Raw genomic sequence first — 13032 nt, forward strand, 5'->3', positions numbered from 1 at the left:
GGCGAGGTCAGAGTAATAGCACCTGCCGTCCGGTGGTTTCGGTTGCGGCATGTATGCGTGGTGGGCCACAAGGTTTGACTTCATGCGTGGGACCGCCGTACATGATCGTCAGGTGACTCGACCTCAAGTAGTCCGCGATCGCGGAAGCGTCGTGGCCTACCTCTTCGGCAAACCGGGCGCGAAGATCGTTGAGTAAGCGGTCTTCGCGGACGTAGACATTCTTTGCAAGTCCTGGTGGGCGGTTGCGGGCGCCGGTGTGACCGTGGCGGCAGCGGTAGCCGGGCCGGCCGTTCGCCCAGCGCGACTCCAGTCGGCGGCCACAGAGCTGACATTGCACGAGGCCGGCCAGCATGTACGCCGCCATCCACGCGGATCTTGAGCAGGACGATCCGACGCCGGAGCAACAGGACCTGTTGGCCGGGGTCGACCTCGTGATCTCGACCGGTTGCGTCGGGTACGTCACGGACAAGACCATCGCCCGGGTCGCGCACGGGTCGCGGCCGTGGATGGCGCATTTTGTGCTGCGGATGTTCTCCTACGACCCGGTCGCGGCAAGCCTGGCCGAGCTGGGCTACCAGAGCGTCGGCGTCGACGGTGTGTTCCGGCAGCGGAGGTTCGCCTCGGCGGAGGAGCAGACCCAGATCCTGGAGAAGCTCTCGAGCGCGGGTATGGACCCGGAGGGCCTGGAGACCGACGGCTGGCTGTACGCCCAGCTGTACATCTCCCGGCCGGCCGGCGCGGGCACAGAGCTCGCCACCGTGATGAACGCCGTGTCGCCTGGTTCAGTCACCAGTGTCACAAAGTTGGCGGATCCGCCACAGATCGGCGAATGCCACTAAGAGCGTGTCTCATGTGGTGAGTTTGCGGAGTTTCTTGTGGCAGGTGAGGCTGGCTCCGAGGATGAGGAAGGCGAGGAAGTGCTCGGCTTTGCGTTCGTAGCGCAGCGTCAGGCGTCGGTATCCGGTGAACCAGGCCATGGTCCGCTCGATCACCCAGCGATGCTTGCCGAGCTTGTCCTTGGATTCGACGCCTTTGCGGGCGATGCGGACCTTGATGCCGCGGTCGTGGACCCAGCACCGCAAGCCGGGCTGGTCGTAGGCCTTGTCGGCGTGCAGCTTGGCCGGCTTGCGCCGACGGGGACCGCGGCGGGATTTGATCGCCGGGATCGCCATCACCAGTGGTTTGAGCGCATGGGAGTCGTTCGTATTCGCGGCGGAGACCGCGACTGCGAGCGGCAGCCCGGCGCGGTCGGACAGGGCGTGGATCTTCGAGCCGGGCTTGCCGCGGTCCACCGGGCTGGGACCGGTCATAGATCCCCCCTTTTCGCCCGCACGCAGGCACCATCCACGATCGCGCGGCTCCAGTCGATGAGGCCCTCGCTGCCGAGTTCATCCAAGAGCGCGTGGTGCAACTGCCGCCACAGCCCGGCCTTGGTCCACTGCCCGAAGCGGCGGTGTGCGGTCTGGAACGCCACCCCGAACGACGGCGGCAGATCCCGCCATGCACACCCGCTGGTCAGCACGTACACGATCGCCGTGAACACCGCGCGAGCGTCCACCGGGGCAGTGCCACCGCCCTGCGGACGCGGCCCGAACACCGGGATCAACGGCTCCGCCAGCTCCCACAGTTCATCCGGCACCAACCGCAACGACAACCGATCAACCACAGCAAGATCATCACTCACCAACGACCGATCACCACGTAAGACACGCTCTAAGAATCCGCCATCGAAAGTGAGACCCTGCAGCGCGCTTGCAGGGGAGCCACACCGCACTCGGTGGCCGGCCACCCCACCAGCCTTGTTCGTGCAGGAGGGCGGACGGACTCAGCGGGCCTGGTCCGGCCAGCCGTAGGCGTCGAAGACCGCGAGCGGGTCGAGGTAATCCCGCCAGTGCGCCACCTTGCGGTCCCTGATGGTGACGACGGAGACGAAGTGGTTGTCGTAGGCGTGTCCGGTGTGGACGGTGCGCCCGTGCACCGCGTACTCGAGGACGACCACCGACGTGGCGGGATCGTGGTGAACGGCCAGTTCGTCCGCGGCGTGCAGGATCATGCCCTGGCCGTACGGGCGGTACAGATCGACGATGGCCCGGCGTCCTTCGATCCGTCGCGGATACCCGGGCACGGTGATCACGAACTCGAAGACCACGTCCTCGGCCAGGATGTCGAAGAAGTCCGATCGATCGACGAGCCCCGCCAGCCCTTCCTCGACGATCCGGAAGAACGGATCTAGAGCCGAGAAGTCGTCCATGGTGTACTCCGCCATGCTCACATTCCTTTCCACGCCAGAGTATTGCGCTCGACGAACTCGACGTCGTTGTGTTCGGATCCGCCGGATCCGAGGCGGTCCCGTACCGCGTGCGCGGCGAGCTCGGGCGCCGACAGGACCTGGACGCCCACCTCCTGTGCCACTGACTCGCGAACACCGGCCAGCGAGTACTGGGCCAGGCAGATCAGGTCGAAGGTGCCCGGCGCGGTCCGCACTCCCTCGACCAGCGCCGCCACCAGCGCCGGTGTGTCGTCAGCCGAGGCCGCCTCGGCGGCGCCCGCGCAGAACAGCGGAACCACTTCCGCGGCCGACCCGCCTTCCGCGACAGCGGTCCGCAGCCGGGAACCCGAGTCGGCTGCCGAACCGCGCAGGGACGCGACCACCCCGATGCGCCGGGCACCGGACCTCGCCGCCTGCCGCATCATGTCCTCGTCGGCGGGGAGGACGGGAACGGACCAGAGTCCGGCGGACACGGCCGCCGCCGACCCGTACATCGAACAGGCGATCACCACGGCGTCGGCTCCTTCGGCGACGGCGTGGTGCACCAGGCGCAGCACACGGCGGCGGAGCGCGAGGTCGACGGCGCCGGTGGCATCGGCCGCCGCAGCGAGGCGACTGTCCAGCAGGTGCCACACCAGTGCGCCGGGCAGTTCCGCCGCCAGCGCCTCCTCGATCGGACGCATCGAGGAGATCCCGCTGTGGATGACGGCGACCGTCTTGCCAGGTGTCACGGTCGATCCTTCCGCTCGTAGCTCGTGCGTCCGGTCGAGCGGCAACGGTGTCCGTCGGGTCGGGGATCCCTCCACCAGCCAGCAGGATCACCGTCGACCACCGGAATCCAACCACATTGGTTGACAGGTCGATAGGTTACCGGGACTGTAGCTCGCCACCGTGTCGAAGGCCAGGGCTGACTGCCGGTTCGCCCGAGGAGCCCAGTGGCACAAAAGAGCGCAACCCCGGGCACGAGCCCGGGGCTGCGCAGGTACCGACCGGCGGGCGGCCTCAGCTGGTGGTGGCCGCCTCGTTCTCGATGGCGCCGCCGGCCGCGAGACGCTCGCGGACCCGGTCGATGTGGGTCCGCATCGCGTAGGCCGCGGCTGCGGGGTCCCGATCCTCGATCGCCAGGAGGATCCGCTCGTGCTCGCGGTACTTGACGTCGTTGCTGGCCTCGTGGTCCGCCTGTTGCCGGTTGTGCCGGACGGAGGAGTCGAGCAGGGACCGCAGCCGGAACAGCACGTCGGCCAGGGTTCCGCTGTGCGCCGAGCGGGCGATCTGCAGGTGGAACTCGACATCGCTGTCCACCCATTCGGAGACGGTCCGGGAGAGCCGCAAGGCCTCCAGGCGCTCGCGGAGCGCGGCGAGGTCCTCCTCGGTGCGCCGCTGGGCGGCCAGCTCGGCTAGTCCGCCTTCGATCACCCGACGGGCGTCCATCAGCTCGGCGGCGTTCTTGTCGCCGAGCAGCATGCCCCACTGGATGACCTGGGGCAGCAGCGTGGATGTCGCACTGCGCAGGTAGGTCCCGTCCCCCTGTCGAATCTCGAGCAGTCCCAGCACGCTCAGCAGCTTCAGGGCCTCGCGCACGGCGGAACGGCCCACCTCGAAGGTCTCGCAGAGTTCGCGCTCACTGGGCAGCCGGTCCCCGACCCCGATGTTTCCCGACTGCAGGAGGTAGTCCAGCAGTTGACGGGTGACCTCGAGCGCCGGGGTGAACCGTTCGACTCGCTCGACCTTCCGAAGCTCGGTCACGGTGGTCCTTTCTGCAGTGTGGGACCCCTGACAGTGAATAGGTTGACCTTTGCACGCTACACCCCCGGGCGGTGCCCTCAGTCGACCGCCCGGGAGGAGGGGAAGGTGCGTGTTTCCGGTGAGGGGACTACCGCCGCGGCGGTACCAACACGCTCTCTTCATGGCAAGCCGTGACCATAGTGCCAGTTCGGACCGCTGATGAGCTGCCGCGAGCAGCCTTGACAAGCCATACATCAACCTGTCAACCTTTGCGGGTCAGGCGAGAGTGAGTTCGCCATGAGGAGAGTGCCCGTGAAGTGGTCCTACCCCTACGGCACGCCCGAGGTAGAAGCAGACATCCTGGGAATGCGTGGTGACCCGGAGGACGTGCTGACGGCCCTCGCCGGGCTGGGCTACGACGGGGTCGAGCTGTTCGTGCGCGATCCCACCCGCATCGACCTGGCCGCGCTCGACGCGGCGGTGGCCGCGGCAGGGCTGGCCGTGACCGCGATCGGCACCGGTCCCGCCGTGGCCGACGACAAGCTGACCTTCACCGACCCCCACGCGGCCGTCCGCTCGGCGGCGGTGGCGCGGACCGTGTCCGTGATCGATCTCGCCGCGCACTACGACAGTCAGGTGAACATCGGCAAGCTGCGTGGAAGGACCCGCGGTCATCCGGATGCGCGGCGATGGATGCGCGAGTGCCTCCTGGAAAGCGCGGAGCACGCGGCGCGGGTGGGGGTCACGCTCACGCTCGAGCCGCAGAACGGCTCGGTCATTGACAACCTCAACACCACCCAGGCCGGCGTCGAGTTCGTGCGGGAACTCGGTCACCCGAACGTCGCGCTGATGGTCGACATCTACCACGCGCAGATCGAGGACCGGCGACCGAGCCTCGCGTACCTGATCGCCGGCGACCAGCTGCGCCACGTGCACTTCGCCGACAGCAATCGCGGTGCGCCGGGACGGGGCAACATCGACTTCGGCCTGCACGTCGCGACCTTGACAGCACTGGGCTACCAGGGCGCAGTCACCTTCGAACTGGACCAGCGCGACGACAGCCTCGCCACCGCGGCGGAAGCGCTGGCCCACCTCACCACACTCGATCGCTGACCATCAACGAGACAGGAGCGCGGATCCATGCGAGTGGGTGTCCTCAAGGGCAACGGCATCGGGCCGGAGATCACCGAAGCGACCAAGAGCGTCCTCGAAGCCACGGGCCTGCCGCTGGAGTGGCAGGACATCCCGATCGCCGAAGAGGCGGTGGCTCTCCACGGGCATCCGTTGCCGCGTGCGGTGGTGCAGGCTCTGGCCGACGTCAAGGTGGCTATCAAGGCACCATTGATCGTGAACAAGCTCGAGGGCCGGATCACCTGTATCCAGCCCGACGGCTCGGAGGAGACCTACCCGTCGCTGAACAACGCCATCCGGCGTGAGCTCGGTCTGTTCGTCAACCCGCGCCCGGTCCGCGGCTACCGCGGGGTCTCCGGGCGGCACGCGGACCTCGACCTCGTCGTGATGCGCGAGATCACCGAGGACGTCTACATCGGGTTGGAACATCGAATCGGTGACATCGCGGCCGAAGCGATCAAGCTCACCACCCGGCAGGCCGCCACGCGCGTTGCTCGCTACTCGTTCGACTACGCGCGCGAGCACGGCCGCGGGCGAGTGACCTGCCTGCACAAGGCGAACGTTCTGAACTACACCGACGGCCTGTTCCTGCGCTGCTTCCGTGAGGTCGCCGAGGAGTATCCGGAGATCGAGTCGGACGACATGATGATCGACGCGGCGTGCTACTCCATCGTCCGGGACCCGCGGCGGTTCGACATCATCTGCACCACCAACCAGTACGGTGACATCTTCTCCGACCTCGCCGCCGGGTTGGCGGGCTCGCTGGGACTGGCACCGGGGATGAACATCGGCGACAGCGTCTCGGTCTTCGAGGCCGCGCACGGCGCCGCACCCGACATCGCCGGCAAGGGCATCGCCAACCCGCTCGCCCTCGTGCTGTCCGGGGCGGAGCTGCTGGCACTGACCGGGCACCACGGGGAGGCCAGCGCGGTACGCGATGCCGTGGACGAGCTGGTGACAGTGGGTTCCGGGCTCACCCCGGACCTGGGGGGAAGTGCGACGACGGCACATGTCGCTGAGACGCTCGCCGCGGGTGTGCGCGCCCGCATCGGCTAGTACGCGCCCGGGTGGACCCGACCGAAATGACGAACGCGAGCAAAGGGAGTTGGCAATGACAGGGTGGGACATCCCGCTCATCGAGATCAGCGGTGGGCCCCGGGAACGCGGCCTGGCCTACGGAGAGGCCGCCCGCCCCCTGATCCGGGCATCGGTGGACTACTACCGCGAGGGCTTCCACTACTCCTCCGCCCTGGACTGGGCGGACGTCTGCGAACGGGCCCGCGCCTGGCGCGATCCGGTGGCCGAGGTCGCCCCCGACTTGCTGACCGAGATCGACGCCATCGCCGAGGGCGCCGGCCTGCGGGCTGACGAGGTGTTCGCGCTCAACGCCCGCGGCGAGATCGTCCGGGCGCACGACAGCGGATTCGGCCCGCAGGAGGTCGACGGCTGCTCGTCCTTCGCCCTGCTTGCCGAGGCCACCGGCGACGGCCACGTCTACTGCGGCCAGAACTGGGACTGGCGCGTGGGAACGGCGCGGACCGTGGTGATGCTGCGCGTGGTGCAGCCGCCGAAACCGACGATCATCATGCAGGTCGAGGCCGGGCAGATCGGCCGGCACGGTGTCAACTCGGCGGGCATCGCGCTCAACGGCAACGGACTGGACGGCGCGTTCCGCACCCCGCTCGGGCTTCCCCAGCCCTTCCTGCGGCGGATGATCCTCGACAGTGCCTACCTGCGCGACGCCCTCCGAGTGCCCTACGACGTCCACCAGCACATCGCCACCAACCTGCTGTTCACCGCCCGCGGCGGGGTGGCGATCGACCTGGAGACCACCCCGGTGACCCATCGCTGGGGCTACCCGGACAACGGGATCCTGGTACACGCCAACCACTACCAGTACGGCGTGCCGCCGGAGATCGCGGAAGGCTACCGGCCCTCGTCGGTCGACTCGCTCTACCGCGTACCGGTCATCGAACGCGGGCTGGCCGGCGTCCGCAGCGCCGCCGGCTCCGACGAGGTCCGCGCGACGATCCGCCGGACGATGAGCGACCACATCGGCTTCCCGCACGCGGTGTGCGAACACCCCGACCCGCGACAGCCGGAAGTGCGGCACAGCATGACGATGATGTCTGCCCTGGCGGACCTGACCACCGGCGAATACCGTGTGACCGGCGGCAACCCCTGCGAGAACGAGTACACCCTGCTGCCCTGGAACATCAACGACGGCCCCGGCGGCGACGAATGACCCCGCCTGCACCGGGGTCCGGCACGGACGTGATCGCGTGCGGCGAAGGAAGGTGAGCGAAGATCGTGGCCTCCCCGGTTCCAGAGAGCGAGGTGAACAACATGAAGGATTGCGTCGATTGTTCCAACCCCCGGCTGATCCAATTCTCCAGATTCGTAGGATCCGCAGACACCTCCCGCGCGCGCACCGGGCGGCCAGGAACTCGGCGAACGAATGGTGCAGAAATTGCAGGTCGGTCTCGGTCCGCACGAAGATCCCGGTGCCCGCGAGCAGGGCCGAGAGGTTGTCCTGCCGGCCGTCCGGCAGCGTTTTTCCCGCCGGTAGAACCGTTTGCCGTTCCTCGACCCAATTCTCGGCTGTGGTCTTTAGGGAGCTGTCCGATTTGAGTCGGCACTCCGCGAGGTGCTCGATGAGGGCGACTTGGGTGCTCGTCCAGCCACTCGATCAAGCGCATCCGCTGCGGTTGATGCCCGAGCCGGCGGCGAAGTTCAGCGAGCGTGTCGCGACCGCCGACTGAGCGGTCGAGTAGGTGCTGCATGAACGTGGTGTAGAGGTCGACTCGGCTGTCCGGCAGCGGGCGGCCGGGGTTCAGCGTCGCGACGATGGCGGCGATTGTGGCGAGCAGCGGGTTGCGGACCAGTCCACTCAGCTTGCAGTCGCTGACCTGCCTGATGAACTCGCGCGCCCGGTCCGGCGCGGTCAGCGGGTCCTGAGCGCGGAACCAGGCGTGCGCGAAGTCGGTGAGCTCGTCCGGTCCGAAGGGCGGAATCGAGTACTTGGTGACGCCGGCGTCTTCCAGTCGCCTCAGCTCGCCGCCTTCAAGGGGCCGGGTCGTGATCACCAGTCGTTGGTCCGGGTTCCGGCGGACCTGATGCGCGATCGCCGCGATGACTTCCTTCCGGGTTTCGGCTTCGGTGATTTCGTCGAGGCCGTCGATGAACACAAGCCAGCGGGCACCCACGGTGCGCCGGGTGAACAGTTTGGCCGCTGGTGCATGGGTGAGCCGGCGCTGCAGCGCGTCCCGCACTCCGGCCGCGACCAGTTCGCTCCATGCCCAGGAGCCGGCGAGCGCGCGAGCCGAGATCCGGACGGCAGCATCGGTTCACCGATCGGCGGTACTCCCGTACCATTCAGTCAAATTTCGGAGAGCCGGTAGGCGTACATGTGCCCAAAGGTCGACTTTCCCGCGCCCGGCGGACCCTGGATCAGCACGTGTCCGTCGCGGGCGAGTACTTCGGTGATGTCGATCGGCCGCTCCGGCTCCGGGCTCGGGTGACCGTGCTGTTCGAACGCGTTGCCTGACCCTCGCCGTTGGCGGTCCGGCCCGACGTCTTCGCGAGTTCACTCGCAGGCTCGATGTCGCGGTGAGGGTGAGCGGTGGATTTGCGCGACCACGGGAGTTGTGAGGGCAGGTACTGGGGGAGTGTGCACAGCGCGTAGGCGTCAGCTACTCTAATGACATGATCTCCCGAAATCTGGGAGATCTCCCATGCGAAGGGGTTCAAGTCCCCCCTCGGACACACACGTTAACCACACGGGGAGAGGCGGTCACCACGACCGCCTCTTTTTTGTTGTCGTAGACGACTTGCAGGCCCAGGTCTCTCGGTACACCTGCATGATCCGGTCGGGGTTCCGTGAGTTGAGGTGCCGTGCGACGTCGCCGAGCTGGTCGAGCATCGCGTGCACCTCTGCCGCGTCGATCGTCTGCGCTTCTGGCAGGTGCTGAAGCTCTTCCTTCGCTGCTTGCCGCTCGGCCTGAGCGATGTTCATCGCGTCGACCAGGGCCGCCGGGTCAACCCCTGCTTCGATCGCCGCCTGGTGCCTGCGCAGCCGTGCTTCCGCGTCCTTAAGTCGTTTCTCCACGGCGTCCCGGCCCCTGCCTGGCTGGCCGCCCTGCGCTCCGACCAGCGCGGCCACTGTCTCGTCCCGGTTGGCCGGGTCGAAGACCTGACACAGCCAATCGTTGATCGGCGGAGTCACGACGTCCTCTCGCAGATTCACCGTCTTCGGGTGGTCGGCGAGCGCCGCCGAGCCCGGCGCCAGTGTCCGCGCGATGCACCGGTAGTACACGCCTTTGCGAATCGCCGCGCCCTGCATCTTCCGCGTACAGATCTCGCAGCGCACCAACGCTGTCCGGTGTCATGACGCTCGGTGTGGCCGCGTGGCCCGCTTGTACCGGGGGCGCGGCCCGCCCCGCCGGCTCCGAGCTGACGGCCGCCCCGGCACCGGCGAACGCCACCGGCGACCGCGGCGATGGTCGCATGCACGGTCCGGGCCAGGACGTAGAGCCCACCGATGATGGCGTCGCGTTCCTGCGCGGTGAACCCGCTTGTGACAAGGACTGTTTCGGTGGCGGTGTCGGTGTGCGCGTTCAACCTCTACGACACCGACACCCCGGCCGCGATGAAGCGGTTCGCGCGGCTGGAAACCCAGGTGCGTGGCCTCGACGCGGACGTGCTGGCGGTGCGAGAGGTCGTCGCCCGCGAACCCAGCCCCGGTAACGAGCCCGGCAAGCGGGAGCTCGCGACAGCGGGGGTGCGGTGGGCGGCCAAGCTGTGAGCCGTCGATGGAAGCCGGGCGGGCGCCGGTGCTCGCGATGGGCGGCGGGATCCACCACGCTGCGCTGCTCTGGCGCGACGGGATCAACGCGGCGCCCGGCACGGTAGGCCGGTTCGAGCGCGCCGCACGGGCACGTGGCACTCCCTCGTGACCGAGGTGTTCGACCTTGGCTGCGCGTCGGGCCCGTGCACCTGTCGCCGTTCGATCAGGTCTGCGCGTGGTCGGACGCCGCGCAGATCCTGCGCGCGATGCACGGCGACGACCTGCCCGGGTTCGTCGGCGGCGACTTCAACGGCGTCGACGCGACGAAAGTGTAGGTGCTCGACGGCGGCGAGTCCTTCTATGACGGGAACCCGTACCTGCACCATCCCTGGCAGCAGGCTCCGCTCCGATGTTGGACGACCGGCGAATACTCGACACCATGAACACATCCGCACCGCTGGCGAACCTCATCACTCTTGGTGCGCGTGATCTTCGCGCGCTGCGCGACTTCTACCGCGCGCTCGGCTGGCCGCAGATCATGGACGACGGCGAGTTCGTGGCCTTCGAGCTTCGCGGCATCGTGCTGGCCTTGTTCCCGCTCGCCAAGCTCGCACGCGACGGGAACACCGATCCCGACCCCGGCACAGGCGGCATCCGGTTCACGATCGGCGTGATGGTCGACAGCGCCGATGAGGTCGACCGGCTGACCGAGCAGATGCGCGCCGCCGGCGCTCGCGTGACCAAGGAACCCGTCGACGCGGAGTTTTTCACCGGGCGTTCGGCCTACCTCTGCGACCCGGAAGGCAACTACTTCGAGATCGCCTGGGCCGACATGCCGGACAACCCCGTCGTCATCGCGACGCGCCGAGCGGCCGGCACCTGAACCTGAACCAACGGCCAAGTACTGCTCCCGGAAGCGACGCCATTCCGGCGACCCACGTCAGCCGGATGGAGCCACTGATCTCCGCCGCGGTGACGCCACTGTCCGCCTCTCCCACAACACGCCGACATAACGATCAGTGGAAGTCTTGTGCCCGGTTCGCTCCGGTCCTGGCCATGAACCCCTCCCACCCCGCAGACCTGCCCGACCCCCACGCGGTGCTCGGCGTGGCACCCGGCGCCAGCACCGCCGAGATCACCGCCGCCTACCGGCGCGCCGTGCGTGAGTGCCACCCCGACACACCACACCCGGACCGCGAACGACTCGCGGCCGTGATCACCGCCTACCGCCACCTCCGCGACCACCTCGCGCGGCAACCCACCGAACCGCACCAGCGCCCCACACCAGGCCACGACATCCACGTGCGCGTGCACCCCCGCACCACACCGCCAGAACCAGACGTGCGCGCCGGCCCCGTCCACCGCCACCCTCACCGAAAAGCTGGTGACCGTGATCCCCTCGAGCGCGGACAGGGAGCAGATGCGCCGACTACTCAACGTTGGCTGAGAACCTCCGTCACGCATCCAGGCGAGGCTCAAGGCTCGAGGGTTACCCGTTGCCGCGGGCCCATCCCGTCATCCCCGCGGGGATGGTCCAGGTCGACTCCGGTGAAGCGTTGCGGGCCGCCTCGCGGGATGGCCACTATCGCCGTGGCGACAGACGTCACCGTCGGACCGCATACTGACTCGAGAGAGACTTCGCCTTCGCGATCGCCTCATCCCACGGCACCACGAAGCCGTTGATCTCGGCGAGGTATCCCGCGCACAACACCATTGACCGGACTACGGCCGCCGCAAGTCCGATCCGGCTATCCGGGGTCTAATCTCGCTCGTCACAGGTCGCGGCGGTGCTCAACGAGCCAGGCGGCGACCTCGTGCAACTTCATGTTGCCGTGCTGCGACGCGTCGACGAACATGCGGAACGCGGGTGTGGCGTCCACATCGCGGCGTTGCATGAGTATGCCCTTTGCCATGCTGTTCACGCCCCGGCTTTCCATGGCAAGGTGCAGGTGAGCTTCGGTTTGGGCACCGACGAGCGCGATCGCGGCGTGGATGACGAACATGCGGCCGTTCTACTCGGTCTCGTCGCCGAAGGCGTCCGTCTCGGTGGAGACGAGTCCGCGGTGACCCGGCGAGCGGCCGGGTCGATCCTCAGCCGGCCGAGCGTGATCTCAACCTGGCTGCGATCGGACGAGTGGCGCCGCAGGTTCGCGCGCAAACGAGCATGCAATTCGCCCAGCGCCACCGGTTTCACGAGGTAGTCGTCCGCGCCCGCCCGAGTCCCACGACCTCGTCCATCTCGTCAGCACGCGCAGTGAGCATCACGATCACGCACGCCGGCAGCGCACCACGCAGCGCGTGGACACCTCCGTACCGTCCACGTCCGACAGGTCCAGATCGAGCAGGACCAGGTCGCACGGCTGTTTCGCCGCGTCCTGCAAGGCCGTGCGGCCACAGGTGTGCCACGCGACCTCGTGCCCGTGCTGGGCCAGGCTCGTGTGCAGAACCTCACCGATAGTGCCGTCGTCTTCGACGACAAGGACCGGGCCATGCCCCGAGAATATCCGCGTTTCCCGATTCCAGGGCAGTGCGCGATCATTTTGCCTACCGCTAACCTGAGCGGACTGTTCGTTTGCCCGCGCGAACGGCGAAATCGGTTCGCATCCGCCCGTGAATGCGTTTTGATCGGCACGCGCCGACCGGATCACCGGAGCGGCGTCGCGACAGCCCGGTCACGTCGCGGGTGGCGTCGTTCCCAGGCGTAGGCAGAAAAAATCTAAGATCCAATTGGTGCGACTGCGGCACAAAGGCTGCACCAATTCCGCGCCGCCTCCTGCGTGGCATTGGAAATTATCGCTCCAGAAAGGCTTGACAGCCGGGCGTCGTCCACCACTAGTCTGGATTGCGAGCACAAAAACAGATGTTCTTGTGGAGCTAGCTCCGACCATTCCGTATCGGGCTGGGGCGTGTCAAGAACGTCTTCGTTGAGGATTCGGGTTGGCGGGAGTTCAGTCGCATGAGACACGGGTCGGCACCGCGAAGGCTCAGGCGACGCCCGCCCTGCCCGACGGCGGGCGGCACCTTTCGCGGCACGGCCCAGTGCAAGGCGCCGGCCATCGAGGCCGAGCGCGCTGGCCGACACTCGTTGCCGCCCGCGTCTCGGCTTGCGGCCACTTCTCCG

Annotated in this window: 18 protein-coding genes; 9 read left to right on the plus strand and 9 right to left on the minus strand. The window is 67.8% G+C overall.

Features of this window, described 5'->3' with window-relative positions:
* Window positions 1-7 precede the first annotated feature (7 nt).
* A complete protein-coding gene (locus K1T34_RS41820) occupies window positions 8-364 on the minus strand; it encodes a zinc ribbon domain-containing protein (RefSeq protein ID WP_370643509.1) in 357 nt (118 codons plus the stop codon).
* On the opposite strand from K1T34_RS41820, the gene K1T34_RS41825 reads away from it, so the two are divergent.
* Window positions 351-839 (plus strand): hypothetical protein, encoded by a 489-nt coding sequence (locus tag K1T34_RS41825; protein ID WP_255637956.1) that lies wholly within the window; start codon window positions 351-353, stop codon window positions 837-839. The genes K1T34_RS41820 and K1T34_RS41825 overlap by 14 nt on opposite strands.
* A gap of 9 nt (window positions 840-848) precedes the next feature.
* Here the strand turns inward: K1T34_RS41825 and K1T34_RS41830 are convergent.
* From K1T34_RS41830 to K1T34_RS41845, 4 genes are all read right to left on the minus strand, one after another.
* Window positions 849-1666 (minus strand): IS5 family transposase gene (locus tag K1T34_RS41830; RefSeq protein WP_220239981.1). Its coding sequence is split into 2 segments (ribosomal slippage): window positions 849-1324 and window positions 1324-1666, totalling 819 coding nucleotides; the frame shifts between segments, so codons are not numbered across the junction.
* Between the two features lie 159 nt (window positions 1667-1825).
* On the minus strand, window positions 1826-2266 hold the full coding sequence (locus K1T34_RS41835) for a nuclear transport factor 2 family protein (protein ID WP_220240190.1): 441 nt from the start codon (window positions 2264-2266) through the stop codon (window positions 1826-1828).
* 2 nt (window positions 2267-2268) lie between these two features.
* A complete protein-coding gene (locus K1T34_RS41840) occupies window positions 2269-3000 on the minus strand; it encodes an aspartate/glutamate racemase family protein (RefSeq protein ID WP_220240191.1) in 732 nt (243 codons plus the stop codon).
* Between the two features lie 271 nt (window positions 3001-3271).
* The gene (locus K1T34_RS41845; protein WP_220240192.1) at window positions 3272-4015 is read right to left on the minus strand and encodes a FadR/GntR family transcriptional regulator; all 744 of its coding nucleotides are present in this window, start codon (window positions 4013-4015) and stop codon (window positions 3272-3274) included.
* A gap of 291 nt (window positions 4016-4306) precedes the next feature.
* Between K1T34_RS41845 and K1T34_RS41850 the strand changes: the two genes are divergently transcribed.
* Genes K1T34_RS41850 through K1T34_RS41860 form a run of 3 tightly spaced genes read left to right on the plus strand, consistent with a single transcriptional unit; the run spans window position 4307 to window position 7370 of the window.
* On the plus strand, window positions 4307-5107 hold the full coding sequence (locus K1T34_RS41850) for a sugar phosphate isomerase/epimerase (RefSeq protein ID WP_220240193.1): 801 nt from the start codon (window positions 4307-4309) through the stop codon (window positions 5105-5107).
* A gap of 27 nt (window positions 5108-5134) precedes the next feature.
* The gene (locus K1T34_RS41855) at window positions 5135-6181 is read left to right on the plus strand and encodes an isocitrate/isopropylmalate dehydrogenase family protein (protein WP_220240194.1); all 1047 of its coding nucleotides are present in this window, start codon (window positions 5135-5137) and stop codon (window positions 6179-6181) included.
* A 55-nt stretch (window positions 6182-6236) separates the two neighbouring features.
* Window positions 6237-7370, plus strand: a complete 1134-nt coding sequence (locus K1T34_RS41860) for a C45 family peptidase (RefSeq protein WP_220240195.1) — start codon at window positions 6237-6239, stop codon at window positions 7368-7370.
* Here K1T34_RS41860 and K1T34_RS41865 read toward each other — a convergent pair.
* Both K1T34_RS41865 and K1T34_RS41870 read right to left on the minus strand, forming a co-directional pair.
* A complete protein-coding gene (locus tag K1T34_RS41865; RefSeq protein WP_220240196.1) occupies window positions 7342-8397 on the minus strand; it encodes an NACHT domain-containing NTPase in 1056 nt (351 codons plus the stop codon). The two genes, K1T34_RS41860 and K1T34_RS41865, sit on opposite strands and share 29 nt — an antisense overlap.
* Before the next feature lie 521 nt (window positions 8398-8918).
* Window positions 8919-9467 carry a hypothetical protein gene (locus K1T34_RS41870; RefSeq protein ID WP_220240197.1) on the minus strand — a complete coding sequence of 183 codons (549 nt, stop codon included), beginning with the start codon at window positions 9465-9467 and terminating at the stop codon, window positions 8919-8921.
* Between the two features lie 252 nt (window positions 9468-9719).
* On the opposite strand from K1T34_RS41870, the gene K1T34_RS41875 reads away from it, so the two are divergent.
* The 5 genes from K1T34_RS41875 (at window position 9720) to K1T34_RS54900 (ending at window position 11594) form a co-directional block, all read left to right on the plus strand.
* The gene (locus tag K1T34_RS41875) at window positions 9720-9929 is read left to right on the plus strand and encodes a hypothetical protein (RefSeq protein WP_220240198.1); all 210 of its coding nucleotides are present in this window, start codon (window positions 9720-9722) and stop codon (window positions 9927-9929) included.
* 7 nt (window positions 9930-9936) lie between these two features.
* The gene (locus K1T34_RS41880; protein WP_220240199.1) at window positions 9937-10080 is read left to right on the plus strand and encodes a hypothetical protein; all 144 of its coding nucleotides are present in this window, start codon (window positions 9937-9939) and stop codon (window positions 10078-10080) included.
* 34 nt (window positions 10081-10114) lie between these two features.
* Window positions 10115-10246 (plus strand): hypothetical protein, encoded by a 132-nt coding sequence (locus K1T34_RS53995; RefSeq protein ID WP_255637957.1) that lies wholly within the window; start codon window positions 10115-10117, stop codon window positions 10244-10246.
* Window positions 10247-10350: 104 nt separating this feature from the next.
* On the plus strand, window positions 10351-10794 hold the full coding sequence (locus tag K1T34_RS41885; protein ID WP_220240200.1) for a VOC family protein: 444 nt from the start codon (window positions 10351-10353) through the stop codon (window positions 10792-10794).
* 173 nt (window positions 10795-10967) lie between these two features.
* Window positions 10968-11594 (plus strand): J domain-containing protein, encoded by a 627-nt coding sequence (locus tag K1T34_RS54900; RefSeq protein ID WP_360592847.1) that lies wholly within the window; start codon window positions 10968-10970, stop codon window positions 11592-11594.
* 89 nt (window positions 11595-11683) lie between these two features.
* On the opposite strand, the gene K1T34_RS54000 is transcribed toward K1T34_RS54900, so the two are convergent.
* Window positions 11684-11914, minus strand: a complete 231-nt coding sequence (locus K1T34_RS54000; RefSeq protein WP_255637958.1) for an ANTAR domain-containing protein — start codon at window positions 11912-11914, stop codon at window positions 11684-11686.
* Window positions 11915-12178: 264 nt separating this feature from the next.
* Entirely contained in the window at window positions 12179-12559 is a 381-nt protein-coding gene (locus K1T34_RS54005; RefSeq protein WP_255637959.1) for a response regulator, read from the minus strand.
* Between the last annotated feature and the right edge of the window lie 473 nt (window positions 12560-13032).

Source organism: Amycolatopsis sp. DSM 110486 (assembly GCF_019468465.1).
Lineage (GTDB): Bacteria > Actinomycetota > Actinomycetes > Mycobacteriales > Pseudonocardiaceae > Amycolatopsis.

Excerpts from the sequence above, each read along its gene's own strand:
- K1T34_RS41825 (WP_255637956.1), top strand. The coding sequence starts at position 351 with ATGTACGCCGCCATCCACGCGGATCTTGAGCAGGACGATCCGACGCCG.
- K1T34_RS41820 (WP_370643509.1), bottom strand. The coding sequence starts at position 364 with ATGGCGGCGTACATGCTGGCCGGCCTCGTGCAATGTCAGCTCTGTGGC.
- K1T34_RS41835 (WP_220240190.1), bottom strand. The coding sequence starts at position 2,266 with ATGGCGGAGTACACCATGGACGACTTCTCGGCTCTAGATCCGTTCTTC.
- K1T34_RS41855 (WP_220240194.1), top strand. The coding sequence starts at position 5,135 with ATGCGAGTGGGTGTCCTCAAGGGCAACGGCATCGGGCCGGAGATCACC.
- K1T34_RS41860 (WP_220240195.1), top strand. The coding sequence starts at position 6,237 with ATGACAGGGTGGGACATCCCGCTCATCGAGATCAGCGGTGGGCCCCGG.
- K1T34_RS41870 (WP_220240197.1), bottom strand. The coding sequence starts at position 9,467 with ATGCAGGGCGCGGCGATTCGCAAAGGCGTGTACTACCGGTGCATCGCG.
- K1T34_RS41880 (WP_220240199.1), top strand. The coding sequence starts at position 9,937 with ATGGAAGCCGGGCGGGCGCCGGTGCTCGCGATGGGCGGCGGGATCCAC.
- K1T34_RS41885 (WP_220240200.1), top strand. The coding sequence starts at position 10,351 with ATGAACACATCCGCACCGCTGGCGAACCTCATCACTCTTGGTGCGCGT.
- K1T34_RS54900 (WP_360592847.1), top strand. The coding sequence starts at position 10,968 with ATGAACCCCTCCCACCCCGCAGACCTGCCCGACCCCCACGCGGTGCTC.
- K1T34_RS54000 (WP_255637958.1), bottom strand. The coding sequence starts at position 11,914 with ATGTTCGTCATCCACGCCGCGATCGCGCTCGTCGGTGCCCAAACCGAA.